The 26,979-nt window shown below is 66.5% G+C and carries 25 protein-coding genes; 16 read left to right on the top strand and 9 right to left on the bottom strand.

What is annotated here, in order from left to right; translation table 11 throughout:
• Positions 1 to 3,069 carry an efflux RND transporter permease subunit gene (locus tag ACW9UL_RS13840; RefSeq protein WP_457787359.1) on the top strand — a complete coding sequence of 1,023 codons (3,069 nt, stop codon included), beginning with the start codon at positions 1 to 3 and terminating at the stop codon, positions 3,067 to 3,069.
• Positions 3,070 to 3,161: 92 nt separating this feature from the next.
• Here the strand turns inward: ACW9UL_RS13840 and ACW9UL_RS13835 are convergent, their stop codons facing one another.
• From ACW9UL_RS13835 to pedA1, 6 genes are all read right to left on the bottom strand, one after another.
• On the bottom strand, positions 3,162 to 3,827 hold the full coding sequence (locus ACW9UL_RS13835; RefSeq protein ID WP_457787358.1) for a response regulator: 666 nt from the start codon (positions 3,825 to 3,827) through the stop codon (positions 3,162 to 3,164).
• Positions 3,828 to 3,850: 23 nt separating this feature from the next.
• Positions 3,851 to 4,429, bottom strand: coding sequence for a PQQ-dependent catabolism-associated CXXCW motif protein (locus tag ACW9UL_RS13830; protein ID WP_021442088.1), 579 nt, complete (start codon positions 4,427 to 4,429; stop codon positions 3,851 to 3,853).
• 129 nt (positions 4,430 to 4,558) lie between these two features.
• Positions 4,559 to 5,350 (bottom strand): lanthanide ABC transporter permease protein PedC, encoded by a 792-nt coding sequence (gene pedC / locus ACW9UL_RS13825; RefSeq protein ID WP_457787357.1) that lies wholly within the window; start codon positions 5,348 to 5,350, stop codon positions 4,559 to 4,561.
• Entirely contained in the window at positions 5,347 to 6,213 is an 867-nt protein-coding gene (gene pedB, locus ACW9UL_RS13820) for a lanthanide ABC transporter ATP-binding protein PedB/LutE (RefSeq protein WP_457787356.1), read from the bottom strand. Before pedB ends, pedC begins: the two co-directional genes overlap by 4 nt.
• Positions 6,210 to 7,175, bottom strand: a complete 966-nt coding sequence (locus ACW9UL_RS13815; RefSeq protein WP_457787355.1) for a YVTN family beta-propeller repeat protein — start codon at positions 7,173 to 7,175, stop codon at positions 6,210 to 6,212. Before ACW9UL_RS13815 ends, pedB begins: the two co-directional genes overlap by 4 nt.
• Before the next feature lie 70 nt (positions 7,176 to 7,245).
• On the bottom strand, positions 7,246 to 8,421 hold the full coding sequence (gene pedA1, locus ACW9UL_RS13810; RefSeq protein WP_457787354.1) for a lanthanide ABC transporter ABC transporter substrate-binding protein PedA1: 1,176 nt from the start codon (positions 8,419 to 8,421) through the stop codon (positions 7,246 to 7,248).
• A gap of 158 nt (positions 8,422 to 8,579) precedes the next feature.
• On the opposite strand from pedA1, the gene ACW9UL_RS13805 reads away from it, so the two are divergent.
• Genes ACW9UL_RS13805 through ACW9UL_RS13795 form a run of 3 tightly spaced genes read left to right on the top strand, consistent with a single transcriptional unit; the run spans position 8,580 to position 10,930 of the window.
• The gene (locus ACW9UL_RS13805; protein ID WP_457787353.1) at positions 8,580 to 9,017 is read left to right on the top strand and encodes a cupredoxin domain-containing protein; all 438 of its coding nucleotides are present in this window, start codon (positions 8,580 to 8,582) and stop codon (positions 9,015 to 9,017) included.
• Entirely contained in the window at positions 9,018 to 10,283 is a 1,266-nt protein-coding gene (locus tag ACW9UL_RS13800) for a HAMP domain-containing sensor histidine kinase (RefSeq protein ID WP_457787352.1), read from the top strand.
• Complete coding sequence (locus tag ACW9UL_RS13795) at positions 10,280 to 10,930, top strand: response regulator transcription factor (protein ID WP_457787351.1); 651 nt, start codon at positions 10,280 to 10,282, stop codon at positions 10,928 to 10,930. Before ACW9UL_RS13800 ends, ACW9UL_RS13795 begins: the two co-directional genes overlap by 4 nt.
• 88 nt (positions 10,931 to 11,018) lie before the next feature.
• Here ACW9UL_RS13795 and ACW9UL_RS13790 read toward each other — a convergent pair whose 3' ends face one another.
• Both ACW9UL_RS13790 and exaA read right to left on the bottom strand, forming a co-directional pair.
• Entirely contained in the window at positions 11,019 to 11,672 is a 654-nt protein-coding gene (locus ACW9UL_RS13790) for a pentapeptide repeat-containing protein (protein ID WP_457787350.1), read from the bottom strand.
• Positions 11,673 to 11,777: 105 nt separating this feature from the next.
• On the bottom strand, positions 11,778 to 13,640 hold the full coding sequence (gene exaA, locus ACW9UL_RS13785; protein ID WP_457787349.1) for a quinoprotein ethanol dehydrogenase: 1,863 nt from the start codon (positions 13,638 to 13,640) through the stop codon (positions 11,778 to 11,780).
• Between the two features lie 289 nt (positions 13,641 to 13,929).
• Between exaA and pedF the strand changes: the two genes are divergently transcribed.
• The 4 genes from pedF (at position 13,930) to ACW9UL_RS13765 (ending at position 17,204) form a co-directional block, all read left to right on the top strand.
• Positions 13,930 to 14,349 carry a cytochrome c-550 PedF gene (pedF, locus tag ACW9UL_RS13780; protein WP_021443425.1) on the top strand — a complete coding sequence of 140 codons (420 nt, stop codon included), beginning with the start codon at positions 13,930 to 13,932 and terminating at the stop codon, positions 14,347 to 14,349.
• A 148-nt stretch (positions 14,350 to 14,497) separates the two neighbouring features.
• The gene (locus tag ACW9UL_RS13775) at positions 14,498 to 15,370 is read left to right on the top strand and encodes a substrate-binding periplasmic protein (RefSeq protein ID WP_457787348.1); all 873 of its coding nucleotides are present in this window, start codon (positions 14,498 to 14,500) and stop codon (positions 15,368 to 15,370) included.
• A 21-nt stretch (positions 15,371 to 15,391) separates the two neighbouring features.
• Positions 15,392 to 16,141: a quinoprotein dehydrogenase-associated SoxYZ-like carrier gene (locus ACW9UL_RS13770; protein ID WP_457787347.1), complete on the top strand. Its 750-nt coding sequence runs from the start codon at positions 15,392 to 15,394 to the stop codon at positions 16,139 to 16,141.
• A 136-nt stretch (positions 16,142 to 16,277) separates the two neighbouring features.
• Positions 16,278 to 17,204 carry a quinoprotein relay system zinc metallohydrolase 1 gene (locus tag ACW9UL_RS13765; protein ID WP_457787346.1) on the top strand — a complete coding sequence of 309 codons (927 nt, stop codon included), beginning with the start codon at positions 16,278 to 16,280 and terminating at the stop codon, positions 17,202 to 17,204.
• A 29-nt stretch (positions 17,205 to 17,233) separates the two neighbouring features.
• Here the strand turns inward: ACW9UL_RS13765 and ACW9UL_RS13760 are convergent, their stop codons facing one another.
• Positions 17,234 to 17,620 (bottom strand): hypothetical protein, encoded by a 387-nt coding sequence (locus ACW9UL_RS13760; RefSeq protein WP_457787345.1) that lies wholly within the window; start codon positions 17,618 to 17,620, stop codon positions 17,234 to 17,236.
• Positions 17,621 to 17,837: 217 nt separating this feature from the next.
• Between ACW9UL_RS13760 and ACW9UL_RS13755 the strand changes: the two genes are divergently transcribed.
• From ACW9UL_RS13755 to ACW9UL_RS13720, 8 genes are all read left to right on the top strand, one after another.
• Complete coding sequence (locus ACW9UL_RS13755) at positions 17,838 to 19,613, top strand: methanol/ethanol family PQQ-dependent dehydrogenase (protein WP_457787344.1); 1,776 nt, start codon at positions 17,838 to 17,840, stop codon at positions 19,611 to 19,613.
• 307 nt (positions 19,614 to 19,920) lie between these two features.
• Positions 19,921 to 21,441, top strand: coding sequence for an acetaldehyde dehydrogenase ExaC (exaC, locus tag ACW9UL_RS13750; RefSeq protein WP_457787343.1), 1,521 nt, complete (start codon positions 19,921 to 19,923; stop codon positions 21,439 to 21,441).
• Between the two features lie 291 nt (positions 21,442 to 21,732).
• Positions 21,733 to 21,804 (top strand): pyrroloquinoline quinone precursor peptide PqqA, encoded by a 72-nt coding sequence (pqqA, locus tag ACW9UL_RS13745; protein ID WP_003243383.1) that lies wholly within the window; start codon positions 21,733 to 21,735, stop codon positions 21,802 to 21,804.
• Positions 21,805 to 21,852: 48 nt separating this feature from the next.
• Positions 21,853 to 22,767: a pyrroloquinoline quinone biosynthesis protein PqqB gene (pqqB, locus tag ACW9UL_RS13740; RefSeq protein WP_457787342.1), complete on the top strand. Its 915-nt coding sequence runs from the start codon at positions 21,853 to 21,855 to the stop codon at positions 22,765 to 22,767.
• 29 nt (positions 22,768 to 22,796) lie between these two features.
• A complete protein-coding gene (pqqC, locus tag ACW9UL_RS13735; protein ID WP_457787341.1) occupies positions 22,797 to 23,549 on the top strand; it encodes a pyrroloquinoline-quinone synthase PqqC in 753 nt (250 codons plus the stop codon).
• An 85-nt stretch (positions 23,550 to 23,634) separates the two neighbouring features.
• Entirely contained in the window at positions 23,635 to 23,913 is a 279-nt protein-coding gene (pqqD, locus tag ACW9UL_RS13730) for a pyrroloquinoline quinone biosynthesis peptide chaperone PqqD (RefSeq protein WP_021446380.1), read from the top strand.
• Complete coding sequence (pqqE, locus tag ACW9UL_RS13725) at positions 23,885 to 25,039, top strand: pyrroloquinoline quinone biosynthesis protein PqqE (RefSeq protein WP_457787340.1); 1,155 nt, start codon at positions 23,885 to 23,887, stop codon at positions 25,037 to 25,039. The genes pqqD and pqqE overlap by 29 nt, the downstream gene beginning before the upstream one ends.
• Positions 25,027 to 26,973: an alpha/beta hydrolase family protein gene (locus tag ACW9UL_RS13720; RefSeq protein ID WP_457787339.1), complete on the top strand. Its 1,947-nt coding sequence runs from the start codon at positions 25,027 to 25,029 to the stop codon at positions 26,971 to 26,973. The genes pqqE and ACW9UL_RS13720 overlap by 13 nt, the downstream gene beginning before the upstream one ends.
• Positions 26,974 to 26,979 lie beyond the last annotated feature (6 nt).

Below are 26,979 nucleotides of genomic sequence, written 5' to 3'. Positions count from 1 at the left end.
GTGATCCTCTCCGATATCTGCATCCGCCGGCCGGTGTTCGCCACCGTGCTGTCGCTGATCGTGGTGCTGCTCGGGCTGATGGCCTACGACCGCCTCAGCGTGCGCGAATACCCCAATATCGACGTGCCCATCGTCACGGTGAACGTGATCTACCCCGGCGCCAGCCCGGAGATCATGGAGTCGCAGGTGGCGCAGCCGATCGAGGACGTGCTGTCCGGCATCGAGGGGCTGGATTTCGTCAGCTCCATCAGCCGCTCGGAAAATACCCAGATCACCGCCCAGTTCCGCCTCGGCAGCAATGCCGACGAGGCGGCCAACGACGTACGCGACCGTCTCGGCCGGGTGCGCGGTCTGCTGCCCGACGAGATCGACGAGCCCATAGTGCAGAAGGTCGAGGCCGACGCCCAGCCGGTGATCTGGATTGCCACCTACAGCGACCGCTACAACGCCATGGAGATCACCGACGTGCTGGAGCGGGTGATCAAGGATCGCCTGCAGACCATCCCCGGCGTGTCCGAGGTGCAGATTCGCGGCGCACGCACCTTCGCCATGCGCATCTGGCTCGACCCGGAGAAGCTCGCCGCGCACAACCTCACGGTGCAGGACGTGGAAGACGCCCTGCGCCGGCAGAATGTGGAGATTCCCGCCGGGCGCATCGAATCGCGCGAGCGCGAGTTCACCGTGCTGTCGGAAACCGACCTGAGCACGCCCGAGCAGTTCAACGAGCTGATTCTCGACGATTCGCAGGGCTACCTGCTGCGCCTGGCCGACGTCGGCCATGCCGAAATCGGCGCGCGCGACGAGCGCAGCGTGGTGCGCTTCAACGGTCGCCCGGCGGTGTCCATGGGCATGATCAAGCAGGCCACGGCCAACCCGCTGGACATCTCCGCCGGCCTCGAGGCGGCCCTGCCGGAGATCCGCGCGCTGCTGCCCGAGGGCATGCACATGACGGTGGCCAACGACAACTCGCTGTTCATCCGCGAGTCCATCGACAACGTCTTCATCACCATCTGGGAAGCGGTGGGGCTGGTCATCCTGATCATCTTCATCTTCCTCCGCTCGCTGCGCGCCACCATCATCCCGCTGGTGACCATCCCGGTGTCGCTGATCGGCGCCTTCGCCCTGATGAGCCTGATGGGCTTTTCCATCAACACTCTGACCCTGCTGGCCATGGTGCTGGCCATCGGCCTGGTGGTGGACGACGCCATCGTCATGCTGGAGAACATCCACCGCCATATCGAGGCGGGGATGAAACCCATGCAGGCGGCGTTCAAGGGCAGCCGCGAGATCGCCTTCGCGGTGATCGCCATGACCCTGACCCTGGCCGCGGTGTTCGCCCCGATCGGCTTCATGCAGGGCACCACGGGGAAACTCTTCACCGAGTTCGCCTGGACCCTGGCCGGCGCGGTGCTGGTGTCCGGTTTCGTCGCCCTGACCCTGACGCCGATGATGTGCGCGGTGCTGCTCAAGCCGCACCAGGCCGGCGAGCGCCACAGCCGGCTGTACAACCTGATCGAGAACTTCCTCAACGCTGTCACCTACAGCTACAAGCACAGCCTCAATAGTGCCCTGCGTACCTGGCCGCTGGTGCTCGGCGTGCTGCTGCTGGCCTTCGTGGTCTGCGCCTGGCTGTTCAACGGGCTGCGTTCGGAGCTGGCGCCGACCGAGGACACCGGCACCATAGTCGGGGTGTTCAACGGCCCGGACGGTGCCACCATCGACTACACCGCGCGCTACGCGCGGGAGGTGGAGGCCGCCTACGCGAGCATCGCGGAAACCAACCGCTACATGGTCATCGCCGGCTTCCCCACGGTGGCCCAGGGCATTTCCTTCATGAAGTTGGAGGACTGGGCCGAGCGCAGCCGCAGCCAGTTCGAGATCCGCAACGAGCTGCTGCCCAAGCTGCAGGATATCGCCGGCATGCGCGTGTTCCCGGTCAACCGCCCGCCGCTGGGGCAGAGCGCGCGCAACCAGCCGATCAACCTGGTGATCCGCTCGTCGATGGAGTACGCCGAGCTGCAGGGCTACGTCGAGCAGCTGCTCGAGCGGGTGCGCGACTATCCGGGGCTGGAGAGCCTGGACAGCGACCTCAAGCTCAACACGCCGCAGCTCAAGGTGGCGGTCAATCGCGAGCAGGCGGTGGCGGTGGGCACCGATGTGGCGCTGATCGGTCGCAGCCTGGAAAGCCTGTTCGGCAGCCGCCAGGTGACCCGCTTCAAGCAGAGCGGCGAGCAGTACGACGTGCTGGTGCAGTTGCAGGACATCGACCGCAGCAATCCGCAGGACCTGGATCGGGTCTACGTGCGCGACCGCGAGGGCGGCATGGTGCAGCTGTCCAACCTGATCTCGGTACGCGAGACCGTGGCGCCGCGCGAACTCAACCACTTCAACCAGCTGCGCGCGGTGACGGTCAGCGCCAACGTCGGCAGCGGCTATACCCTGGGCGAGGCGCTGGACCATCTGGAGGCCGCCGCGCGCGAGGTGTTCCCGCCCGACACCCAGTACGACTACACCGGCACCTCGCGCGACTTCAAGGAATCCAGCGCCGGCATCGCGCTGATCTTCGCCCTGGCCCTGGCCTTCATCTTCCTGGTGCTGGCGGCGCAGTTCGAGAGCTTCAGCGACCCCCTGATCATCCTGTTCAGCGTGCCGCTGTCGATGGCCGGCGCCTTGCTCGCCCTGACCCTGTTCGGCGGCACCCTGAACATCTACTCGCAGATCGGCCTGGTGACCCTGATCGGCCTGATCACCAAGCACGGCATCCTCATCGTCGAGTTCGCCAACCACCTGCTGCGCGAGGGCAAGGAGCTGCGCGCCGCGGTGATCGAGGCGTCGGTGCAGCGCCTGCGGCCGATCCTGATGACCACCGGGGCCATGGTCCTCGGTTCACTGCCGCTGGCCATCGCCACCGGCGCCGGCGCCGAGAGTCGCCAGCAGATCGGCCTGGTGATAGTCGGCGGGCTGCTGGTGGGCACCTTCTTCACCCTCTACGTGATTCCCACCCTGTACCTGCTGCTGCGCCGCTGGGCGCCGCTGCGGATGATCGACGAGGAGCCGGCCGTTTCGTAGCCCGGATGCCACCCGCGAGCGACCAGCCGGGCAGGAAGCGTCCCCGGATTGCCTCCGGGCCATCAGGTGTTAGGGCGTGCTGACGCCGCGGGTCAGCGGCGCAGGTAGGCGGCGAAGTCGATGTCGCCGGCGGAGAGAATGGCCTGCACCCGGTTGTGCACGCCCAGCTTGCGCAGGATCGCCGAGACATGGGCCTTGACCGTGGTTTCGGCGATATCCAGGCTGTAGGCGATCTGCTTGTTCGACTCGCCCTTGGTCATGCGTTCGAGCACCAGCAGCTGCTTGCGTGTCAGCGCCTGCAGCAGCTCCGGCGGGATGCTGTGGTGGTCGGTGTGTTGGCGGTGGCCGCCGCTTTTCTGCGAGCGGATGATGTCCGGCGGCAGGTAGACGTTGCCGTCGAGGATCTGCGCGATGGCCTCGGTCATCTGCGCCCGCGGCGAGGACTTGGTGATGAAACCCACCGCGCCGTAGGTGATGGCCTGCAGCACGATCTGCTTGTCCTGCTCGGCGGAGACGATCACCACCGGGATGGTCGGCGCCTCGTTGCGCAGGTTCATCAGCCCGCCCAGGCCGTGCATGCCAGGCATGTTCAGGTCGAGCAGGATCAGGTCGAGATCGTCGTGCGCCTGGGTCAGTTCCAGGGCGCTGTCCAGGTCGGCGGTTTCCATGATCTCGCTGCCGGGGAAGCCGTCGGCGATGACGTTGTGGATGGCCTCGCGAAACAGCGGGTGGTCGTCGGCAATCAGAATCTTGTACATGGCCTTTCACCTCGTTGTTGTGATTATGGTGCGGCGTTGGGGATGAAGAAAGCGCCGGGCAGTTCGGCAGGCTGGGCGGGCACCAGGGGCAGGCCGGCCTGCTCCCAGGCGTCGATGCCGTCACGGTACCAGTACAGCTGGCGGTAGCCCAGGCGGTAGGCGCGGCGCGTGGCGTTCCAGCTCAGCCAGCAATCGGAGCGGCAGTAGAACACCAGTGGCCAGTCCGGGTCGCCCTGGCTGGCGTTGCGCAGGTGCAGCTCGAAGTAGCGCTGCCAGCGCGGCTCGAGCCGGCCGTCGCCGGTGTTGGCCAGCCACAGGCTGCCGGGCAGGTTGGCGTGGGCCTCGTCCTCGACGAAGCGACCGTTCAACCAGGTGCGGCGGTAGACGTCGATCAGGCGGGTGTGCGGCTGTTCCCGCAGCAGGCGCTGCAGGGCCGGGGTGTCGAGGGTGCGCGCGCCGTCGAGGGCGGCCGGGGTGGGGCTGCGGTATTGCGTCTGGCGATAGCCGTCGGCGGCGAACAGGGCGACCTCGGCCAGCGTCACGGGCGCTAGCAGGCTGGTGCCGAGGAGCAGCCCCGCGTGCAGGGCAAGGCAGTGTTTCATGACCGTGGGCCTCTGTTCTTTTTATGCAGGTATTAGAGGCCCGGACTGCTGCGTTGGAAATTCTACGATGGAGAGCAAAAGCAGTACCAAAGTAGTAGAAGTCGTAATGGCCAGCGGCCAGAAAGTGGCTCAACCTACCTTGCGCAGCGCCGCGTGCTGCGGGTTGAAGCTGGCCACGGCGAGCAGCGTCAGCAGCAGGGTCAGGCCGCTGCAGATCAGCAGCGCATCGAGGTGCAGGCGCAGGTAGAGGGCGTTGCGCACCAGCTCCACGGCGTGGGTGAAGGGGTTGAGCGCACACAGCCAGTACAGCCACTCGCTGGATTCGCGCATCTTCCACAACGGGTAGAGCGCGGACGAGAGGAAGAACAGCGGGAAGATGACGAAATTCATCACCCCGGCGAAATTCTCCAGCTGACGGATGCCGTTGGACAGCAGCAGGCCCAGGGCACTGAGCAGCAGCGCCACCAAGAGCAGCGCCGGCAGGGCGGCGAGCAGGCCCCAGGCCGGCGGCTGCACGCCGTATACCCAGGCGATGGCGAGAAAGGCATAGACCTGCAGCAGCGAGATCAGCGCGGTGGCCAGCAGCTTGGCGGCGAGCAGGAAGGCGCGCGGCAGCGGGCTGGTGAGCAGCACGCGCATGCTGCCCATCTCGCGGTCGTAGACCATCGCCAGCGAGCCCTGCATGCCGTTGAACAGCAGGATCATGCAGGCCAGGCCGGGCACGATGTAGGTGTCGTAGGTGATGTAGGTGTCATAGGGCTCGATGATGGCGATGCCCAGCGCCGCCCGGAAACCGGCGGCGAATACCAACAGCCACAGCAGCGGCCGCACCAGGGCGCTGAGAAAGCGCGAGCGCTGCAGGACGAAGCGCAGCCATTCGCGCAGCACGATGCCGCGCAGGCATTCCCAGTAGGCGGTCATGGTTGCGGCTCCTTTGAGGCGTTTGCGGGGGGCGTGGGGGTGGTCGGGCGGCGCTCCGCTTTAGCCGCGAGCTCTTCGATATTGTGGATATCGCGGCTGAAGCCCCTCCCACCGTTCGGCCGGATCGCCTCGCGCACATGCCCACGGCCCATCGCCTCGTCGCCGGTCAGGCGGGCGAAGCTGGTGGCCAGGTCGTCGCCGAAATCGGCGGCCTTGCCGCGGGCCACGCGCTCGCCGCGATGCAGGATCAGCAGCTCGTCGCCAGGCTCGATCTCGTCCAGCAGGTGGGTGGTCCACAGCACGCTCAGGCCCTGCTCGCGGCACAGGTTGCGCACATGCCGGCCGAGGGCCTGGCGGCTGGCCGGATCGAGCCCGGCGCTGGCCTCGTCGAGCAGCAGCAGGCGCGGCTGGTGCAGCAGGGCGCGGGCGATCTCCACGCGGCGACGGTGGCCGCCATTGAGCGTGCGCACCTTGTCGTGACGACGCTCGGCGAGATCCTGGCGCAGCAGCTCTTCGTCGATACGCGCCTGCGCCTGGCGCCTGGGCATGCCGTGCAGGGCGGCGTGGTAGGCGAGGTTCTGCTGCACCGACAGGTCCAGATCCAGGGTGCTTTGCTGGAACACCACGCCAAGCTGGCGCAGCGCCTGGCGTGGCTCATCGCGCAGGCTGTGACCGAAGATGCGGATGTCGCCCTGCTGCAGCTCATACAGGCGGGTGAGCAGGGCGATCAGGGTGGACTTGCCGGCGCCGTTGGGGCCGAGCAGGGCGGCGAAGCGTCCGGGTGCCAGCTCGAAGGCCAGGTCGTTCAGCGCCTGGCGCGCCCCGTAGGCGAAGCCGACGCCGCTCACCTGCAGGGCATTCATGGCGTCACCACCACGCCCCAGGGGTAGCGACCGACCTTGATCGACTTGCTCACCTTGAGCGTATCGACATCGATCACCGACACATCGCCGCTGACGCCGTTGGTGGTCAGCAGGCGCTGCTGGTCCGGGGTAAAGGCCATATGCCAGACGCGCCGGCCCACCAGCAGGTAGTCGAGCACCTCGTAGCTCTGCGCATCGACCACCGCCACGTGGTTGGCCGGGCCGAGGGCGACGAAGGCGTACTTGCCGTCATCGCTGAGCTTGACCCCCACCGGCTGCACCTTGTCCGGGTGCACGCCCTTGATCGCGAAGCGCAGCACCTTGAGGATCTCGCGCGCCTCGACGTCCATCACCGTGACCGTGCCGCCGATCTCGGCCGAGGCCCACAGGCGCTTGCCGTCCTGGTCGAACTCGACGTGGCGCGGGCGCTGGTCGACCAATGTGTTGTCCACCAGTTGCTGGGTGCTGGTGTCGATCCAGTGCAGCATGTTGGTGGTCTCGCTGGTGTTGACCGCCCACTTGCCGTCCGGGCTCACCGCCATGCCTTCGGGCTCCACGCCCACCTCGATCTGCGCCAGCACCTCGTCGCTCTGGGTGTCGACCACGGTGACCAGGGCATCGTCCTCGTTGGAGATGTACAGCCAGCGGTCGTTGCGGTGCAGGGCGAACTGCTCGGGGTCGGCGCCGGAGGGCAGCTCCTTGACGATCTGGCGCGTGGCCAGGTCCATCACCTGCACCCGGTCCGAATCGCTGGCGCAGATGTACAGCAGCTTGTTGTCGGAGGACAGCAGCAGCCCGCGCGGGCGCATGCCGACGGCCAGGGTATCGGTGACCTCCAGCGTGTCCAGGTCGATCACGCTGATGCTGTCGTCCTTCTCGTTGGACACATAGGCAGTGGCGGCCAGGGCCGAGTGGCAGGCCAGGCCGAAGGCGACGGCGCAGGCGAGAGGGGTAAGGCGCATGGGGTTGATCCTCTTTTTATGTCGGTTTTTGCCGGTGCGCACGGCGCACCCTAGGGTCGGGTGCGCACCATCAATTCGCGTTACCGGCCAGGTCGCAGCTCACTTCCGGGCGGTCGTAGCCGAGGCTGTCCATCTCGTTGCTGGGATGCAGGAAGCCGTCCTGCGGTGAGGTGCTGACCAGGGCGCGTGGGTGAACCAGTGGGATGGGTTGGCGCAGCTCGCCGTTCCACGGGCGGAAGCTCAGCTTGCGGCCCTTGAAGCCGTCCAGCGGCAGTTGTTCGTTCAGCAGTAGGCGGCGTATGGCCTGCGGCTCGGCGGCGCGCTGCTTGGTGATGGCCGTGGCCAGGCTGCGCACAGCCATCCAGGCGGCGAAGTCGCGGTCGTTCATCCAGCGCCCGGCCAGTTCCTCGAAGCGCTTCTGCAGTTGCGCGGCGCCGAAGGTCTCCACGCTCTTGTGCCAGGCGGTCGGGGTCAGGCCCTGGGTGCCGGCCACCGGGCGCGGGTACCAGGTGTTGTAGGGCAGGTACTCGCCGAAGTCGCCGCGCTCGTCGGCCACCAGCACCACGTCGTACTCGCTGGCCTGGGTGAACAGCGGCATCTCCGCCTGGGCGCTGCGGCGTTGGTCGTTGTCGAAGCTCCAGGGCTTCTCCGCGACTATCTTGTGGCCGAAGCGCTTGGCCGCACGCTTGAGCGCGTCGGCGTAGGCGAGGTCGTCTTCGGTGTTGCCGGTCACCAGCAGCCAGCGCGTCCATTTGCGCACGGCGAGAAACTGCGCCAGGGCATCGGCCAGCATGGCGCGGCTGGGCAGGGTGTGCAGCACGTTGCCCAGGCACTGCGCGCGGCGCAGGCCGTCGTCGGTGCTGCCGGCGTTGAGCAGCAGGCTGTCCGGCAGGCGCTGGCTAAGCTGGCGCAGGGTCGCGGCGGGGGCGTTGATCACAAATAGGCGAATGCCCTGGACATGCAGGGCATCGGCGGCGGCGAGCAGGCTGGCGGCCTCGTCGCTTTCGGCGCTTTCCAGGCTGTAGCTCTGCTTGAGAAAGCGCCCGGTGCTGTTGCTGTCGGCAATCGCCAGCTCGGCGCCGCGGCGGCCGGCGTCCAGCGGCTCGGGAATGACGTTCGATAGCAGCGGCCCGCGCGGCGGCAGGTGGGCCAGGTAGCCGATGCGCACCTGCAGCTCGCTGGCACAGGCGACGCTGGCGCAGAGCAGGGCGAGAACTAGCAGGGCGGACTGGCAAATCTGGCGCATGGGGCGGCTCCCGGTCGGATGGCCCCAGCATAGGAACAGCCCCCGCCTCGGGAAATATGCCCAAAGTACCAGTGCGCCGGTACCAAGGTAGTAAACCGCAATGGTCGCTCGCTCCCTAGCATGGTCACCAGGCTCATAAAAACAACAGGTGAACCCCCATGCGCATTATCAAAGTCCTTACGCTGCCGCTGCTGCTGATCCTCAGCCTGCTCGGCGTCGACAGCCTGCACGCCGCCGGCGATATGACCCGCCGGCCGGTTGCCTTGCCCGACCTGGTGCTGGGCAGCGAGGAAAGCGACTACGCCATGTCGCACAGCGAGTATCAGCTGCAGACCGGCCAGGCCTATCAGCTCAAGATCATCGCCAGCGGGCAAAAGGAGTACGCCTTTCAGGCGCCCGAGTTCGCCACGTCCATCTACCTGCGCAAGGTCGAGGCCGGCGGCGTGGAGATCAAGGCGGTGACCCTCACCGAGCTGGAGTTCGAGGACGCCGGCGAGGCGGAGATCTTCTTCCTGCCGGTCAAGCCGGGCAAATACCGCTTCTACGCCAAGGGCCTGGAAGGCAAGGGCATGCTCGGTTATTTCGTGGTCAAGTAGATGACCGCCCTCGGCCGTATCAATCTCGGCGTCAGCCTGCTGTTCGCGCTGGTGACCCTCGCCGGCTTGGCGCTGCTGCTGCGCCAGGCCAGCCACGACGTGCGCCGCGAGTTGCTGGCGGCCGAGGCGGTGGTCGAGTACCTGGGCGAAGTGGCGCGCAACAACCCGGCCAGCCTGCGCCCCGAACTGACCGACAACCTGCGGCATATCCGCGTCAGCTGGCTGCGCCCAGGCGAGCCGGTCGACCAGCAGACGGATAGCGGCCTACAGCAGTGGGTCGCCCGGCAGCTGCTGGATCCGGCCCTGCTGGTGGCCGACGTCTGGCCGCTGGACGATGGCCGCGAACTGCGCATCGCCCTCGATCCGTCCGACGAGATCGAGGAAATCCAGGATTCGCTGCTGCAACTGCTGCTGCTCAGCGCCTTCGCCCTGGCCCTGAGCCTGCTGACCATTCGCTTCGCCGTACGCCGCGGCCTGCGCGTGCTCGACGAGCTGCTGGCCGCCCTGAGCCAGGTCGGCGCCGGCCACTTCGACACCCGCCTGCAACACCATGGCCTGGCCGAGGCGCAGCGCCTGGCCGGCCACTTCAACGCCATGGCCACCACCCTGCAGCAGGTGCAGGCGGACAACGCCGAGCTGACCCAGGCGCTGCTGGAGTTGCAGGAGCGCGAGCGCACGCGCCTCGGCCAGACCCTGCACGACGACCTCGGCCAGTACCTCAGCGGTATCCGCGCCCAGGCCTGCCTGCTCAAGGTGATCGCCGAGCGGCCGCAGCAGGTGCAGGACACCGCGCGCCTGCTGGACGACAACTGCGAGCGCCTGCAGCAGGGCTTTCGCCGCCTGATCCGCGACCTCTATCCGGTGGTGCTGGAACGCCTGGAACTGGGCCCGGCCTTGCAGCAACTGGCCGCCGACTGGCAGCAGGCGCAGGGCATTCGCTGCCGCTTGCAACTGGGCGAGCAGTTGCCGAGCTTGCCGCTGGCGAGCAAGGCCCATCTCTATCGGCTGGTGCAGGAGGCGCTGACCAATGTCGCCCGGCATGCCGACGCCAGCGAAGTGCGCATTCGTTTGCAGCGCCGCGGCCAGGGGCTGCGCCTGCTGGTGCGTGACAACGGTCGCGGCACGGCTTTGCCGCTGCGCCCCGGCATCGGCCTGCGCTCGATGCGTGAACGCAGCCGCAGCCTCGGCGGCGAGCTGCGTCTGCACAGTCGCCCACAAGCGGGCTGGGCGCTGTGCCTGAACATTCCTCTGGAGGCGATGCGATGAAGGTGCTACTGGTGGACGATCACGCCGTGGTGCGCCAGGGCTACGCCAGCCTGCTGCGTGCCCTGTTGCCGGAGGTGCAATTGCGCGAGGCCAGCGATGGTGAACAGGCCCTGCAACGGGTGCAGGAAGAGATACCGCACCTGGTGATCATGGATATTGGCCTGCCCGGCATCAGCGGCCTGGAAACCACCCGCCGCCTGCGCCAGCGCCTGCCGCAACTGCGCGTGCTGTTCTTCAGCATGCACGACGAACTGCCCCTGGTACGCCAGGCGCTGGACGCCGGCGCCATCGGCTACCTGACCAAGAACTCGTCGCCGGAAGTGCTGGTGGAGGCGGTACGCCGCACCGCCGCCGGCCACGCCTATATCGAACAACCCCTGGCCACCCAACTGGCCTGCAATCCCACCAGCAGTGGCGGCCTCGACCCGCGTCTGCGCGAACTGACCCAGCGCGAGTTCGAAATCTTCGTCATGCTCGCCCGCGGCCTGCCACCCCGGCAGATCGCCGAGAAGCTGTGCATCAGCGGCAAGACCCTGTCCAACTACCAGACCCTGGTGAAGAACAAACTGCAGATCAGCTCGCAGGCCGAGTTGGTGCATCTGGCTATCGACAGTGGGGTGGTCAGGGTGGGGTTGGAGAGTGCCTGATTCAGGGGGGCGCGGCTGAAGCCGTTCCTACGCCAATCAGCGTTCGGCCGCAGGCTGTAGGAGCGGCTTTAGCCTCGAACCAGAGCTCTCAATCCCAGCCCTTGGGGCATTGCACGCACCCCGGCATATTGGCGTCCTGAAAGTTGCCGAAGCGGGTGCGGGCGCCGCTGAGGTTGGCGCTCTCCAGATTGGAGCCGGCCAGTTTCACTTCCTGCAGGTTGGCGTCTTGCAGATGTGCGCCCTTGAGGTCGGCCTTGCTCAGCCAGGTCATTTCCAGGTTGGCGGCCTGCAACTGGACGTTGTGCAGCCTGGCCCCGGAGAGGCGGGCGAACTCCAGGTTGGCGGCGCGCATGTCGGCGCCTTCGAACTGCGCGGCCTGGGCGAACAGGCCCCAGCCGCTGATGGCCACCAGGCTGGCGCCGGACAGGTCGGCCAGGCGCAGGTTGCTCTGTTGCAGGCTGGCGCGGTTGAGCTTGGCGCCGCGCAGCTTGGCCTGTTCCAGATTGGCCAGGTCGAGGTTGACGTGGCGCAGATCCGCGCCGGACAGGTCGGCGCCGGAAAGATTCATGCGGCGCATGTCCAGGTTGCGCAGGTCGGCGCCGCGCAGGTTGGCGTTGGGGCATTGGCTGTCGGGTTCGATGCGGCAGCCGTTGATCTGCGGCACGCCGTCGCTCTCGGCGCCGATGGCGTGGCTGCCGATGACCAGTAGCAGCACCGGGATAAGCAGAGGCAGGTAGTTCATGGCGAGTCCTCGGGGGGATTGTCTGATTCGTCTGGTTCGTGGCTGAAGCCGCTCCTACGGACCAAAGCGCATGGCGCACCCAGAGGTGCGCCATGCGCTGGGCCATCAGCGTTTGGCGCTGGCCTGGTCCCAACTCGGCAGCTTGAACACCCAGAAGGAACCGCCCTGGGCGACTGGCTTGGTCAGCTCGGCCATGTCGCCGCCCCACAGCGGCACGGCGCCGCCGTAACCGGCGGTCACGCCGATGTACTGCTCGCCGTCCTGTTCCCAGGTAACGGGCGGGGAGATGATCCCGGTGCCGACCTGGAACTTCCACAGCTCCTTGCCGCTCTTGGCGTCGAAGGCCTTGAAGTAGCCGTCGCCGGTCCCGGTGAACACCAGGTTGCCCTTGGTGGCGAGCACGCCGGCCCACAGCGGCAGGCGCTCCTTGTGCTCCCAGGCGACCTGGCCGGTGGTCGGGTTCATCGCGCGCAGGATGCCGACGTGGTCGTCGTACAGACGCTTGATGCGAAAGCCCATGCCCAGGTAGGCGGAGCCTTTTTTGTAGGTGGCTTCCTCGGCCCAGTAGTCCTCCTTCCAGTGGTTGGCCGGGACGTAGAACAGACCGGTGTCCTGGCTGTAGGCCATGGGGTTCCAGTTCTTGCCGCCGAGGAAGGGCGGGGAGACCTCGACCACTTCACCCTTGCTTTCGCCCGGCTTGGGCTTGGGCGGGCGCTGGCCTTCGTTCTCCACCGGGCGACCGGTTTCCAGGTCGATGTGGCTGGCCCAGGTGATCTTGTCGACGAAGGGGAAGGCGTTCTTCAGTTTGCCGTTGGCGCGGTCGACCACGTAGAAGAAGCCGTTGCGGTCGGCGTGGGCGGTGGCCTTGGTGACCTTGCCGTCCTTGTCCTGGTAGTCGAACAGCACCAGCTCGTTGTTGCCGGAGAAGTCCCAGGCATCGTTGGGGGTGTGCTGGTAGAACCACTTCACCTCGCCGGTGGTCGCGTCCACACCGACCTGGCCCGAGGTGTACAGACTGTCGTAGTCCTTGGGGTCGCCACCGTCGCTGGTACGCGCCCAGCCGTTCCACGGCGCCGGGTTGCCGGCGCCGATGATGATGGTGTTGGTCTCGGCATCGAAGCTGGCGCTCTGCCACGGCGCGCCGCCGCCCTGGCTCCAGGCTTCCTTTTTGCCGGTGGGGTGGTTGGGATCATCCGGCCAGCTCGGCGCTTTCACGTCGCCTGTCGGGGTGCTGTCCTTGCCGTTCAGGCGGCCCATATGGCCTTCGACGAACGGACGCATCCAGACCTCCTCGCCGGTATCCGGGTCGCGGGCGAACAGCTTGCCGACCACGCCGAACTCGTCACCGGAGCTGCCGTGGATGACCAGCACCTTGCCGGTCTTGCCATCCTTCACGATGGTTGGCGCGCCGGTCATGGTGTAGCCGGCGGAGTGGTCGCCGAATTTCTTGTTCCACACCACCTTGCCGGTGTCCTTGTTCAGCGCCACGACGCGGGCGTCGAGGGTGCCGAAGTAGATCTTGTCGCCATAGATGGCGGCGCCGCGGTTGACCACGTCGCAGCAGGGGCGGATGTCATCGGGCAGGCGATGGCTGTAGGTCCACAGGCGCTTGCCGGTCTTGGCGTCGAGGGCGAACACCCGCGAGTAGGAGCCGGTCACGTAGACCACGCCGTCGTGGATGATGGCCTGCGATTCCTGACCGCGCTGCTTCTCGTCGCCGAAGGAGTAGCTCCACGCCGGGGCGAGCTTGAACACGTTGTCGGCGTTCACCTGAGCCAGCGGGCTCCAGCGTTGGGCGTTGGTGCCCATGCCGTACTGCAGCACGTTGCTGGTGGTGCGGTGGTCGTTGGCAATGTCTTCCCAGGTGACCGGCTTGGCGAGCGCGCCCTGGCTCAGTGCCAGGCCGCCGGCCAGCATCAGGGCAAGCGCCAGGGGACGCGGGGTGCTGGGTAGGTTTCTTGTTGTCATGGTTGTGCTTCCCGTTGAAGAAAGTGATCGCCGCAGTGGCAAGTCGATGGTGGTACCCGGCCACCTTCGCGCCTACGGAAAAACTCCCGCCTTTGCCGGGAGGATTTCCCGGTCGGGGCATGACTTGGCCTTGCTGCCAAGGCATCGCCAACACCCCCTCACAAGCCCTACTACCAAGGGACTAGGACGCGACCACCAAAGCAGCATTCGGCGTCTTGCGCGGCCTTTCTAAGATGGCCCCACGAGCTCCGTACGAGCCGTCTTGCGTGCATTCGATGAGGTCCTAGCCATGAACAAGAAACTCAATTCCACCCTGGCCCTGGTGCTGCTGGCCGCATCCACTCAGCTCTGGGCGCATGGCGACGTGGTGCCGCAGGCGGTCAACACCGACGGCCTGGAGCCGCTGGGCGAGGAATGGCTGGAGGAGAACCCCTACCGCGACAACCCGCGCGCCATCGAGATCGGCGCCTCGGCCTACAACCAGAACTGCGCCGCCTGCCACGGTCTGGAAGCCAAATCCGGCGGTATCGCCCCGGACCTGCGCCTGCTCGAGCTGGGCGCCATGGGTGACGAATGGTTCAAGGAGCGGGTAATCAACGGTGCGGTGCGCGATGGCCGCGTGTACATGCCGAAGATGGCCGACTTCCTCAGTCAGGAAGCCCTGTGGGCGGTGCGTACCTACCTGGAGAGCGTGCACGTCGAGGAGTAAGAGCTTGATGATAAATCTGCTGCGCTCGGCATCTCGCGCTTCGGCGGTGCTCGCAATGCTCATGTATTTCAATACACTCCGCTTGCTGCGCTCCGGCGAAACGCGACCTGCCTTCGCTCGCGACGATTTCTTCACCATCTCTAGGAGCATGCACCGGCTGATCCTGTTGTGTGGCCTGCTGCTGTGCCTGGGCACGGCGCAGGCGCAGGTGCGCGACTTCGACCGTATCAACGAGTCCGGCACCCTGCGCGTGGCGCTGTACCAGAACTTCCCGCCCTACAGCTACGAGCAGGACGGCCAGCCGCGCGGCGTCGACTACGAGCTGGCGCAGGCGCTCGCCAAGGGCCTGGGGCTGCGGCTCGAGCTGATCTGGGCGCCGCCTGGCGAGAAGCTCGACGACGACCTGCGCGACTATATCTGGCGCGGCCGCGTCACCGCGCAGGGCGAGCTGGCCGATCTGATGCTGCGCGTGCCCTACGACCGCGAGTTTTCCTACAAGCGCAACGAACTGGGCGAGCTGATCAACGAACTGGTGGTGATGTTCGGTCCCTACCAGCGCGAGCGCTGGCAGCTGGCGCATGACCGCCGCCGCCTGGCCGAGGTGCCGAGCATCGCTGCGCTGCGCCGGCATCCGGTGGGGGTGGAGGTGGAAAGCGTGCCCTCGTTCTACCTCAGCTCGGTGCAGGGCGGCATGCTCGGCAAGCAGACCCATCACTACCCGACGCCGCAGCTGGCCTTCGCCGCCATGCGGGCCGGCGAGGTGGACGCGGTGATGGCGCTGCGTGGCGAGGTGGACTGGCTGCTGCACGAAGCCGGCGACCCGCAGCTGGCACTGGCGGAGAACGCCTACCCGGACATGGGCCGGCAGATCTGGGAGATCGGCATGGCGGTGCACGAAAGCAATCGACAGTTGGCCTATGCGGTCGAGGAACAGCTGGAAAACCTGATTCTCGATGGCTCGCTCGAGCGTCTCTATGCGCGCTACGGGCTGCGCTACGAGAAGCCTGAACAATACCAATAGGGCGCGAGCCGGAGGTGGGCGATGGATTGGCGGACCTTGGTGTTGCTGGCCCTGTTTGCCTGGGCCTGGGAAGCGCGGGCCCAGCCGGCCGATCCCGTCACCTCGGTGATGTGGGATTACTACCACCAGCGCCTGCTGAACGGCGAGCCTTTCGTCTTCGATGAGCAGGTGCGTCTCGAGGTGCCACCTTTTGCCGAAGACGCGCGCCAGGTGCCGATCCAGATCGACGCCAGCGCTTACCGCGGCAAGGTCAAGCGCATCCTGGCCTGGGCCGAACTCAATCCCATCCCGCGTATTGTCGATTTCACCCCCGGCGCGCAGCTGGAGCCGAGCCTGGCCATCCGCATTCGCGTCGAGCAGGCCACGCCGATCCGCGCCGCGGTGCTCACCGACGATGGCCTCTGGCATGTCGGTTCGGCCCGCATCGAAGCCGCGGGCGGCGGCTGCACGGCGCCCAGCGTGGTGCGCGCCGAGGCCGGTTGGGAAGAGCGCCTGGGCCAGGTGCTGGGCAAGCGCTTCGTGCGCGGCGAGGGCAGCCGCCTGCGCCTGCAGGTCTCGCACCCGATGGACAACGGCCTGGTCGGTGGCATCCCCGAGTTCTATATCGAACAGGCCGAGCTGCGCGGGGAGGGCGGCCAGGTGTTGGGGCGCATCGAGCTGTTTCCGGCGGTCAGCGAGAACCCGACGCTGAGCTTCGACCTGCGCGGCAATCGGCACGCCGAGCTGTGGCTGCGCGACAACAATGGCAACGAATTCCAGGCCGCGTTCTAACCAGGGCTCCATACGTCGCGAAATACCGGGGCGCGACGCAGCGTTGGGCTTCGCGGCGCTTAGCGCCAAGCTACCGGCGAACGCTGCAGTGGAGTCCACCTTGATGCGCGGTGGCTGGGATTACAGGGGGAAGATCATGCGCTGGATGCTGTTGCTGCTAATCCTGGCCACTGGCCTGGCTCACGCCGAGTTGAACTACCAGCTGCAACCCCGACAGATCGCCGATGGCGTCTGGCTGGTGGAGGGCAGCACCGACAATTTCGCGCCGGACAACGGCGGCAATATCCTCAACGTCGGTTTTATCGAAACCGCCGATGGCGTGGTGGTGATCGATAGTGGCCCGTCACGTCGTTACGGTGAGGCGCTACGCCAGAGCATCGAGAAAACCACCGGCAAGCCGGTGCTGCGCGTGTTGCTGACCCACCATCACCCGGATCACGTGCTCGGCAACCAGGCTTTCGCCGATGTGCCCATCGCGGCGCTGCCTGAGACCACAAGGTTGTTGGCCGAGCAGGGCGATGCCATGGCGGAGAACATGTACCGCCTGGTGGGCGACTGGATGCGCGGCACCGAGGTGGTATTGCCCACCGAGGACCTGCACGAAGGCGCGCTGGAAATCGGCGGCCGGCGCCTGCAGCTGCTGGCGCTGCGCGGCCATACCGGCGCCGACCTGGCGATTCTCGACGAGCGCACGGGCGTGCTGTTCGCCGGCGATCTGCTGTTCTACCAGCGCGCATTGACCACGCCGAACAGCCCCGGGCTGGACGTCTGGCTGGCCGATCTGGATCGCCTCGAAGCGCTGCCCTGGCAGCAGATCGTGCCCGGCCATGGCCCCGTCGCCACGGACGCGGCGCCCTTCGCCCAGATGCGCGACTACCTGGGCTGGCTCGATGGGCTGCTGCGCGACGGGGCGGAGCAGGGCGCGGAGATGAACGAGCTGATCCGCGCGCCCATCCCGGAGCGCTTCGCCCAGGTCAGCCTGAGTCGCTACGAGCTGATCCGCAGCGTCAGCCACCTCTACCCGCGTTACGAGCGCAACGCCATGGGGCGGGTGGATCGGTAGGGGGCGTCGCGCGCAGCGGCTGTCAGGGTTTAGAGCTCTTCGTCGTCGCGAATCAGCACGTAGCGGCGACCCTGCTCGGTTTCTTCGTGGTCGTAGACGTAATACATCACCACTTCGCCCAGGTTGGCCTGCACGGCCAGGTAGTCGCCGCTCTCGGCCATGAAGAATGCCTTGGTGGCCGGTTTGGCCAGGCACTCGATATGGGCGGTGACGAAGTGCGTGGGATCTTCCTCGCCGAAATAGTCCTCGCGCTGGCGCGCATCCCAGTCGACGGGCGGCTCGAAGGCGCCGGTGAAGATCACCTTGGCGTCGCCCAGATCCAGCTCCTCGCCGTCCGGGTCCTGCTCGTCGGGGCGATAGACAGTGCAGTCCAGGGCATCGGGATGGTTGAGGATTTCCTGGCGAGGGTGGGGCACGGGCGTCTCCGATCAATAGGTGCGGGCGGCCCAGTGTCGGGCAAAGCCCTGGCCGCCGCAATCCTCATGATTGCAGCCTGTGGGGCAGGTATTGCTACCAAGGAAGGAGGAAAATCGGCTGGGGGTGCAATTGTTGGGTGGCCGGGGCGGGCGAAGAATTTGCGGCAGACCGGGAAAATTTCCCGGCAATAACAATGAACCCGCAGAGGTAGCCGCAATGAAACACACCGGTCTTCGCCAGCCCTTGATCCTCACCGCGCTGTGCGCGGCGATGCTGTTGCCGTCCGCCGCCGCGCTGGCGGTCACCGACGCCGAGATTCTCAAGGACGCCAGCACCACCGACGAGATCGTCACCAACGGCCTCGGCCTGCAGGGCCAGCGCTACAGCCCGCTGAGCATCCTCAACGAGCAGAACGTCAAGGAGCTGCGCCCGGTGTGGACCATGTCCTTCGGCGGCGAGAAGCAGCGCGGCCAGCAGGCGCAGCCGCTGATCAAGGACGGCGTGATGTACGTCACCGCCTCCTATTCGCGGGTGTTCGCCGTCGATGCACGCACCGGCCGCGAACTGTGGCAGTACGAGGCGCGCCTGCCGGACGATATCCGTCCCTGCTGCGACGTGATCAACCGCGGCGTCGCCCTGTACGACGACCTGGTGATCTTCGGCACCCTCGACGCCAAGCTGGTGGCGCTGAACAAGGACACCGGCAAGGTGGTCTGGCGCAAGAACGTCGCCGATCACAAGGCGGGCTACTCGATCACCGCCGCGCCGCTGGTGGTCAATGGCAAGCTGATCACCGGCGTCTCCGGCGGCGAGTTCGGCGTGGTCGGCAAGATCGAGGCCTACGACCCGAAGAACGGCGAGCTGCTGTGGAGCCGCCCGACCGTCGAAGGCCATATGGGTTACGTCTACAAGGACGGCAAGGCGGTCGAGAACGGCATCAGCGGCGGTGAGGCCGGCAAGACCTGGCCGGGCGACCTGTGGAAGACCGGCGGCGCCGCGCCCTGGCTGGGCGGCTACTACGATACCGACACCAACCTGCTGTTCTTCGGCACCGGCAACCCGGCGCCGTGGAACTCGCACCTGCGGCCCGGCGATAACCTCTACTCGTCCTCGCGCCTGGCGCTGAACCCCGACGATGGCAGCATCCAGTGGCATTTCCAGACCACCCCGCACGACGGCTGGGACTTCGACGGCGTCAACGAGCTGATCTCCTTCGACTACCAGGAAGGCGGCAAGACCGTGAAGGCCGCGGCCACCGCCGACCGCAACGGCTTCTTCTACGTACTCGATCGCACCAACGGCAAGTTCATCCGCGGCTTCCCCTTCGTCGACAAGATCACCTGGGCCAAGGGCCTGGACAAGAACGGCCGGCCGATCTACGACGACAGCAACCGTCCGGGTTCGCCGAGCGCGGCGGAGAAGGGCAAGAGCGTGTTCGCCGCGCCGGCCTTCCTCGGCGCGAAGAACTGGATGCCCATGGCCTACAGCCAGGACACCGGCCTGTTCTACGTGCCGTCCAACGAGTGGGGCATGGATATCTGGAACGAGGACATCGCCTACAAGAAGGGCGCGGCCTACCTGGGCGCCGGTTTCACCATCAAGCCGCTCAACGAGGACTACATCGGCGTGCTGCGCGCCATCGATCCGAAGACCGGCAAGGAAGTTTGGCGCCACGAGAACTATGCGCCGTTGTGGGGCGGGGTGCTGACCACCAAGGGCAACCTGGTGTTCACCGGCAACCCGGAAGGCTACCTGCAGGCGTTCAACGCCAAGACCGGCGAGAAGGTCTGGGAATTCCAGACCGGCTCGGGCGTGATCGGCTCGCCGGTGACCTGGGAAATGGACGGCGAGCAGTACGTCTCGGTGCTGTCCGGCTGGGGCGGTGCGGTACCGCTGTGGGGCGGCGAGGTGGCCAAGCGCGTCAAGCACCTGAACCAGGGCGGCATGCTGTGGACCTTCAAGCTGCCGAAGGAACTGGTGGCCAAGCGCTGATCGGCTGATGCGTCAGACGATGGCCGGACTCTGTCCGGCCATCGTCGTTTCTGGGGCTTGCCGCTGCATCGGGAGATTTTCCGCCAGGCGGAACGCAAGACCAGGCAGGCGGGTCTAGCCTTTAGCGTCCATAGCTCCTTATCTCGCTGCCGAAGGCCCGTGCCAGACCGCTCGCCGCTCTACTACCAAATGACTAGGCGATCTGTGCCATGGGCGCATACCGAGGTTTCCGGGGGCTTCCTAAGATCGAACCATGACTCGCTTCCCCGATTGGCAGCGGGCTCCGACAACAAGAGAGGTCAGCATCATGATTTACGCGAAACCGGGTACCCCAGGCGCCGTCGTCAGCCTCAAGCCGCGCTACGGCAACTACATCGGCGGCGAATTCGTCGCCCCGCTCAGTGGCCAGTACTTCAGCAATACCAGCCCGGTCGACGCCTCGGTGATCGCCGAATTCCCCCGTTCCAATGCCGCCGACATCGACAGGGCGCTGGACGCCGCCCATGCCGCCGCCGACGCCTGGGGCCGCACCAGCGTGCAGGAGCGCTCGCACATCCTGCTGAAGATCGCCGACCGCATCGAAGCCAACCTCGAGCTGCTGGCCGTGGCCGAAACCTGGGACAACGGCAAGGCCGTGCGTGAAACCCTTAACGCCGACGTGCCGCTGGCAGCCGACCACTTCCGCTACTTCGCCGGCTGCATCCGCGCGCAGGAAGGCAGCACCGCCGAGATCAATGACGGCACCGTGGCCTACCACTTCCATGAGCCGCTGGGCGTGGTCGGACAGATCATCCCGTGGAACTTCCCGCTGCTGATGGCCGCCTGGAAACTGGCTCCGGCCCTGGCCGCCGGCAACTGTGTGGTGCTCAAGCCGGCCGAGCAGACCCCGCTGTCGATCACCCTGCTGGCCGAGATCATCGGCGACCTGCTGCCGCCCGGCGTGCTCAACATCGTCCAGGGCTTCGGCCGCGAGGCCGGTGAAGCCCTGGCCACCAGCAAACGCATCGCCAAGATCGCCTTCACCGGCTCCACCCCGGTCGGCTCGCATATCCTCAAATGCGCCGCCGAGAACATCATCCCGAGCACCGTCGAGCTGGGCGGCAAATCGCCGAATATCTTCTTCGCCGACATCATGAACGCCGAGCCGGCCTTTATCGAGAAGGCCGCCGAAGGCCTGGTGCTGGGCTTCTTCAATCAGGGCGAAGTGTGCACCTGCCCGTCGCGCGCGCTGGTGCAGGAGTCGATCTACGAGCCGTTCATGGCCGAGGTGATGAAGAAGGTCAAACAGATCAAGCGCGGCAACCCGCTGGACACCGAGACCATGGTCGGCGCCCAGGCCTCGCAGCAGCAGTTCGACAAGATCCTCTCCTACCTGGAAATCGCCCAGCAGGAAGGCGCCCAGGTGCTCACCGGCGGTGCGGCCGAGCGCCTGGACGGCGACCTGGCCAGCGGTTACTACATCCAGCCGACCCTGCTCAAGGGCACCAACCAGATGCGCGTGTTCCAGGAGGAAATCTTCGGCCCGGTGATCGGCGTGACCACCTTCAAGGACGAGGCCGAGGCGCTGGCGATTGCCAACGACACCGAGTTCGGCCTGGGCGCCGGGGTGTGGAGCCGCGACATGAACGTCGCCTACCGCATGGGCCGGGCGATCAAGGCCGGCCGCGTATGGACCAACTGCTACCACCTGTACCCGGCGCACGCCGCCTTCGGTGGCTACAAGAAGTCCGGCGTCGGCCGCGAAACCCACAAGATGATGCTCGACCACTACCAGCAGACCAAGAATCTGCTGGTCAGCTACGACATCAATCCGCTGGGCTTCTTCTAAGGCTCGCCAATCCCATAACGCGGCGCGCTCGCTCCGGCGCGCCGCCTCTTGCACGGCGACGAACCCTACCCGGGTGGATCTGCGGGCAGCCATGGCCTGAACGGCAGCAGATTCCTTATCGCGACGCGGCTTCGGCCGCGTTTTTTATTGCCGATGCACAGCTGTCCATAGGGTGCGCTTACCTACCAATGCCAGCCGAATCTCCTCCCAAAGTACCATTTGGCCGCTCGCTGCCCGGGGGCTTAATGGGGTTGCCGGAATGCCCCGGCTCAATAACAAGAGGACCGCACCATGTGGACTAAACCCGCCTACACCGACCTGCGTATTGGCTTCGAAGTGACCATGTACTTCGCCAACCGTTGATCGACCTTGGCCCCGGTTCGTCCGGGGCATCCCAATCGGTAACGCCCCATGCATATCCAGGTTCTCGGTTCCGCCGCCGGCGGCGGTTTTCCCCAGTGGAACTGCAACTGCCGCAACTGCCGCGGCGTGCGCGCCGGCACCCTGCGCGCGCAGCCGCGTACCCAGTCGTCCATCGCCCTTTCCGATGACGGCGGCGAGTGGATCCTGTGCAACGCCTCGCCGGATATTCGCGCCCAGCTCGAGGCCTTTCCCGCCCTGCAGCCGGCACGCCAGCTGCGTGACACGGCGATCGCCGGCATCGTCCTGCTCGACAGCCAGATCGACCATTGCACGGGCCTGTTGACCCTGCGCGAGGGCTGCCCGCACCAGGTCTGGTGCACCGAGATGGTCCATCAGGACCTGACCAGCGGCTTTCCGCTGTTCAACATGCTCAGCCACTGGAACGGCGGCCTGCAGCACCGGCTGATCGAGCTGGACGCCGAACCCTTCAGCATTCCCGCCTGTCCGGGGCTGAGCATTACCGCCATCGCCCTGCGCAGCAGCGCGCCGCCGTATTCGCCGCACCGCGGCAATCCGCATCCGGGCGACAACATCGGCCTGTTTATCGAGGACCTGCGCACGGGTGGGACCTTGTTCTACGCCCCCGGCCTGGGTCAGGTGGACGAGCCGCTGCTGGGCTGGATGCGCCGCGCCGATTGCCTGCTGGTGGACGGCACGCTGTGGCGCGACGACGAGATGCGCCGGTGCGAGGTGGGCGACAAGCTCGGCAGCGAGATGGGCCATCTGCCGCAGAGCGGCCCGGGCGGCATGCTCGAGGTGCTCGATGGCCTGCCGGCGGCACGCAAGATCCTGATCCATATCAACAACACCAACCCGATTCTCGACCTGGATTCGCCCGAGCGCGCCGAACTGGACGCCCGCGGCATCGAGGTCGCGTTCGATGGGATGAGCATCCACCTGTAACGGGCCGATAACAAAAATCCGGAGAGCCGATGAGCCAGCCTGCCATGAGCCCTGCCGAATTCGAGCAGGCGCTGCGCGCCAAGGGCGCGCTGTACCACATTCACCATCCCTACCACCGGGCCATGTACGAAGGCCGGGCCACCCGCGAGCAGATTCAGGGCTGGGTGGCCAACCGTTTTTACTACCAGGTCAATATCCCGCTCAAGGATGCCGCGATCATGGCCAACTGCCCGGATCGCGAGACCCGCCGCGAGTGGATTCAGCGCATCCTCGACCATGACGGTGCACCAGGTGAGGAGGGCGGTATCGAGGCCTGGCTGCGCCTGGCCGAGGCGGTCGGTCTCGACCGCGAGCAGGTGCTGTCGCAGGAGCTGGTGCTGCCCGGGGTGCGCTTCGCCGTCGACGCCTACGTCAACTTCGCCCGCCGCGCCAGCTGGCAGGAGGCGGCCAGCAGCTCGCTGACCGAGCTGTTCGCGCCGACCATCCACCAGTCGCGCCTGGACGCCTGGCCGCAGCACTACCCGTGGATCGACGCGGCCGGCTACGACTACTTCCGCAAGCGCCTGAGCCAGGCGCGGCGCGACGTCGAGCATGGCCTGCGCATCACCCTGGAGCACTACCGCACCCGTGAGGCGCAGGAGCGCATGCTAAATATCCTGCAGTTCAAGCTCGACGTGCTGTGGAGCATGCTCGACGCCATGAGCATGGCCTACGAGCTGCAGCGCCCGCCGTACCACACGGTGACCACCGAGCGCGTCTGGCATCGGGGGATCGCGCTATGAAACCCGATGTGTCGGTGCGCATGACGTACCCTGCGGTTGAGTCTTTTGTAGGGTGCGCCGTGCGCACCAGTCAGGAGCCCGAACAATGACTGCTGCCATCCTGCCCAATATCCCCGCCATCCGCCGCGGCTTCCGCCTGCAGTTCGAGCCGGCCCAAGGCTGCCATGTGCTGCTCTACCCGGAAGGCATGATCAAGCTCAACGACAGCGCCGGCGAGATCCTCCAGCAGGTCGATGGCAAGCGTTCGGTGGCCGAGATCATCGACAGCCTGCACCAGCGCTTCCCCGATGTGCCCGGCATCGACGAAGACATCCTCGCCTTTATGGAGGTGGCCCATGCTCAGTTCTGGATCGAGCTTCGCTAAAGCAGGTCATGAACCAGGGCCGCCGCTCTGGCTGCTGGCCGAGCTGACCTATCGCTGCCCACTGCAGTGCCCGTACTGCTCCAACCCGCTGGATTTCGCCCAGCAGGGTGCCGAGCTCAGCACCGCCGAGTGGATCGAGGTATTCCGCCAGGCCCGTGAACTGGGCGCGGCGCAGCTGGGCTTTTCCGGTGGCGAGCCGCTGGTGCGTCAGGATCTGGTCGAGCTGATCCAGGCGGCGCGCGGCCTGGGCTACTACACCAACCTGATCACTTCCGGCATCGGCCTGACCGAAGCGCGTATTGCCGAGTTCGCCGAGGCTGGGCTGGACCATATCCAGATCAGCTTCCAGGCTGCTGACGAGGAGGTGAACAACCTCCTAGCTGGCTCCAAGAAGGCCTTCGCGCAGAAGCTGGCCATGGCCCGTGCGGTCAAGGCCCATGGCTACCCGATGGTGCTCAACTTCGTCACCCACCGGCACAACATCGACAATATCGAGCGCATCATCGAGCTGTGCCTGGAGCTGGAGGCGGATTTCGTCGAGCTCGCCACCTGCCAGTTCTACGGCTGGGCCGAGCTCAACCGCGTCGGCTTGCTGCCGACCCGCGCGCAGCTCGAACGCGCCGAGCGCATCACCCACCAGTGGCGCGACAAACTGGCGGCCGAGAATCACTCGTGCAAGCTGATCTTCGTCACCCCCGATTACTACGAGGAGCGGCCCAAGGCCTGCATGAACGGCTGGGGCAACCTGTTCCTCGACATCACCCCGGACGGCACGGCGCTGCCTTGCCACAGCGCGCGGCAGCTGCCGGTGCAGTTTCCCAATGTGCGCGAGCACAGCATCGAGCACATCTGGCGGCATTCCTTCGGTTTCAACCGCTTTCGCGGTGACGACTGGATGGCCGAGCCCTGCCGCAGCTGCGACGAGAAGCACAAGGATTTTGGCGGCTGCCGCTGCCAGGCCTTCCTGCTCACCGGCGACGCCAGCAATGCCGACCCGGTGTGCAGCAAGTCGCCCCATCACGGCGTGATCCTCGCCGCCCGCCAGCAGGCCGACGAAGCGCCGCTGGGGCTGGAGAGCCTGCAGTACCGCAACGAAAAGGCCTCGCGAATCATATGCAAGGCGTGACCGATCCCGAGTCGATCTGGAGCGCCGAACAGGCCGCAGCCGCCAGCGCCGACTTCGCCGAACTGCACGCCGCCCATGACGGCCTGCTGTGGGTGGCCTTCGATCCGCTGCAGGCCCGTTGCGGGTTGTTCTTCTGGTGCGATGGCGCAGTTTGCGAGCTGACCCCGCCGGGGTTTTCCGTACGCAGCCGCGTCTACGAATACGGCGGCGGCGCCTGCTGTGCCACGGAGCAGGGCGTGGCCTTCGTCAACGAGCGTGATCAGCAGATCTACCATCTGCCGATGGCAGGTATTTCCGTAGGAGCGGCATTAGCCGCGAACCGCGGTGAGCCAAAGGGCTTCGCGGCTAAAGCCGCTCCTACGGGCCTTGAGCCTCAGGCGCTGACTGCTCGCTCTCACTGCCGTTATGGCGACCTGGCCTTCGTGCCCGCCTGGCAGGCGCTGCTGGCGGTGGAGGAGAGTCATGAGCGCGGCGCGGTGCTGCATCGCCTGGTGCGTATCGGCCTCGATGGCCAGCGCGAGGTGCTGGTCGAGGGCGCCGATTTCTACGCAGCGCCGGTGGCGGACTCCACTGGCCAACGCCTGGCCTGGATCGAGTGGGATCGCCCGCACCAGCCCTGGGTCGCCACGCGCCTGTGCCAGCGCGAGTCGGGCCAGCCTACTCGGGTGCTGGCCGGGCAGGCGGGTGATCGTTCTCTGCAGCAGCCACGCTTCGATGCGCAGCACCGCTTGTGGGTGTTGAGCGACAAGGCGGGCTGGTGGCAGCCCGGGTGCATCGACCACGGCCTAGAGCTGCAAGCCGCACCCTACGATCATGCGCCGGCGCTCTGGCAACTGGGTGGCCGCACCTATCTGCCGCTGGAGCATGGTGAGCTGCTGCTGACCCGTTTCGAGCAGGGTGTAGGCATTCTGGTAGAGGGGCGCGGGGCCGCCCAGGTTGTGCGCACCAGCGATCTCAGCGGCAAACCAATCGGTGCGCACAGCGCACCCTACGCAGAGCGGCGGTTGGCCGAAGGGTTTACACGTTTCCGCAGCCTGGCTGCCGATAGCGAATATTTCTACTGCATCGCTGCCGCCCCGGATCGCCTGCCGGCGGTGCTTGCCATTTGCCGCAGCGATGGCGCGTTGCAGATACTGGCGGGCGGTGAGCAGCCGCTAGGTGAAGCACAGCTGTCACGGCCTCAGCCATTCAGCTGTGCGGTGGGCGAGGGCGAGCGCAGCCATGGTTTTTTCTATGCGCCCGTTGCCGCCGAATCACGCCCACCGCTGCTGATCTTCCTGCACGGCGGCCCCACCTCGGCCTGCTATCCGGTACTCGATCCGCGCATCGCCTTCTGGACGCTGCGCGGCTACGCCGTGCTCGACCTCAACTACCGCGGTAGCAGCGGCTACGGTCGCGCCTACCGGCTGCGTCTGGCGGGGCAGTGGGGGGCGCTGGAGGTCGAGGATATCCGCGCCGCCATCGACCAGTTGGCCAGTGACGGCGCTATCGATCCGGCGCAGGTGTTCGTTCGCGGTGCCAGCGCCGGCGGCTACAGCGCGCTGCGGGCGCTGGCCGAGCTACCCGGGCTGCGCGGCGGCGCCAGTCTCTACGGCGTCAGCGACCCGCTGGCGCTGCGTCGGGTCACCCACAAGTTCGAGGCGGATTATCTGGACTGGCTGATCGGCGATCCCGAACGGGATGCCGAGCGCTACCGGGCGCGTACACCGCTGCTGCAGGCCGAGCGCATCGCTGCGCCGCTGATCTTCTTTCAAGGCGGGCTGGACGCGGTGGTGGTGCCGAGCCAGACCGAGGCCATGGTGGCGACGCTGCGCCGGCGCGGTTTGCCGGTCGAGTATCACCAGTTCGCCGAAGAACGCCACGGCTTTCGCCAGGCCGCCAATCTGGCCGCGGCGCTGCGCGCCGAGCATGCCTTCTACCAGGCCCTGCGCTAGGCGTAG

It is taken from the genome of Pseudomonas sp. PL-6 (genome assembly GCF_054110165.1).
The sequence above is the reverse complement of the archived record's forward strand: the minus strand, read 5'-3'. Positions and strand labels throughout refer to the sequence as shown.

Coding starts and splice junctions, on each gene's coding strand:
- ACW9UL_RS13835 (WP_457787358.1), bottom strand. CDS start 3,827: ATGTACAAGATTCTGATTGCCGACGACCACCCGCTGTTTCGCGAGGCC.
- ACW9UL_RS13830 (WP_021442088.1), bottom strand. CDS start 4,429: ATGAAACACTGCCTTGCCCTGCACGCGGGGCTGCTCCTCGGCACCAGC.
- pedC (WP_457787357.1), bottom strand. CDS start 5,350: ATGACCGCCTACTGGGAATGCCTGCGCGGCATCGTGCTGCGCGAATGG.
- pedB (WP_457787356.1), bottom strand. CDS start 6,213: ATGAATGCCCTGCAGGTGAGCGGCGTCGGCTTCGCCTACGGGGCGCGC.
- ACW9UL_RS13815 (WP_457787355.1), bottom strand. CDS start 7,175: ATGCGCCTTACCCCTCTCGCCTGCGCCGTCGCCTTCGGCCTGGCCTGC.
- pedA1 (WP_457787354.1), bottom strand. CDS start 8,421: ATGCGCCAGATTTGCCAGTCCGCCCTGCTAGTTCTCGCCCTGCTCTGC.
- ACW9UL_RS13805 (WP_457787353.1), top strand. CDS start 8,580: ATGCGCATTATCAAAGTCCTTACGCTGCCGCTGCTGCTGATCCTCAGC.
- ACW9UL_RS13800 (WP_457787352.1), top strand. CDS start 9,018: ATGACCGCCCTCGGCCGTATCAATCTCGGCGTCAGCCTGCTGTTCGCG.
- ACW9UL_RS13795 (WP_457787351.1), top strand. CDS start 10,280: ATGAAGGTGCTACTGGTGGACGATCACGCCGTGGTGCGCCAGGGCTAC.
- ACW9UL_RS13790 (WP_457787350.1), bottom strand. CDS start 11,672: ATGAACTACCTGCCTCTGCTTATCCCGGTGCTGCTACTGGTCATCGGC.
- exaA (WP_457787349.1), bottom strand. CDS start 13,640: ATGACAACAAGAAACCTACCCAGCACCCCGCGTCCCCTGGCGCTTGCC.
- pedF (WP_021443425.1), top strand. CDS start 13,930: ATGAACAAGAAACTCAATTCCACCCTGGCCCTGGTGCTGCTGGCCGCA.
- ACW9UL_RS13775 (WP_457787348.1), top strand. CDS start 14,498: ATGCACCGGCTGATCCTGTTGTGTGGCCTGCTGCTGTGCCTGGGCACG.
- ACW9UL_RS13770 (WP_457787347.1), top strand. CDS start 15,392: ATGGATTGGCGGACCTTGGTGTTGCTGGCCCTGTTTGCCTGGGCCTGG.
- ACW9UL_RS13765 (WP_457787346.1), top strand. CDS start 16,278: ATGCGCTGGATGCTGTTGCTGCTAATCCTGGCCACTGGCCTGGCTCAC.
- ACW9UL_RS13755 (WP_457787344.1), top strand. CDS start 17,838: ATGAAACACACCGGTCTTCGCCAGCCCTTGATCCTCACCGCGCTGTGC.
- exaC (WP_457787343.1), top strand. CDS start 19,921: ATGATTTACGCGAAACCGGGTACCCCAGGCGCCGTCGTCAGCCTCAAG.
- pqqB (WP_457787342.1), top strand. CDS start 21,853: ATGCATATCCAGGTTCTCGGTTCCGCCGCCGGCGGCGGTTTTCCCCAG.
- pqqC (WP_457787341.1), top strand. CDS start 22,797: ATGAGCCAGCCTGCCATGAGCCCTGCCGAATTCGAGCAGGCGCTGCGC.
- pqqD (WP_021446380.1), top strand. CDS start 23,635: ATGACTGCTGCCATCCTGCCCAATATCCCCGCCATCCGCCGCGGCTTC.
- pqqE (WP_457787340.1), top strand. CDS start 23,885: ATGCTCAGTTCTGGATCGAGCTTCGCTAAAGCAGGTCATGAACCAGGG.
- ACW9UL_RS13720 (WP_457787339.1), top strand. CDS start 25,027: ATGCAAGGCGTGACCGATCCCGAGTCGATCTGGAGCGCCGAACAGGCC.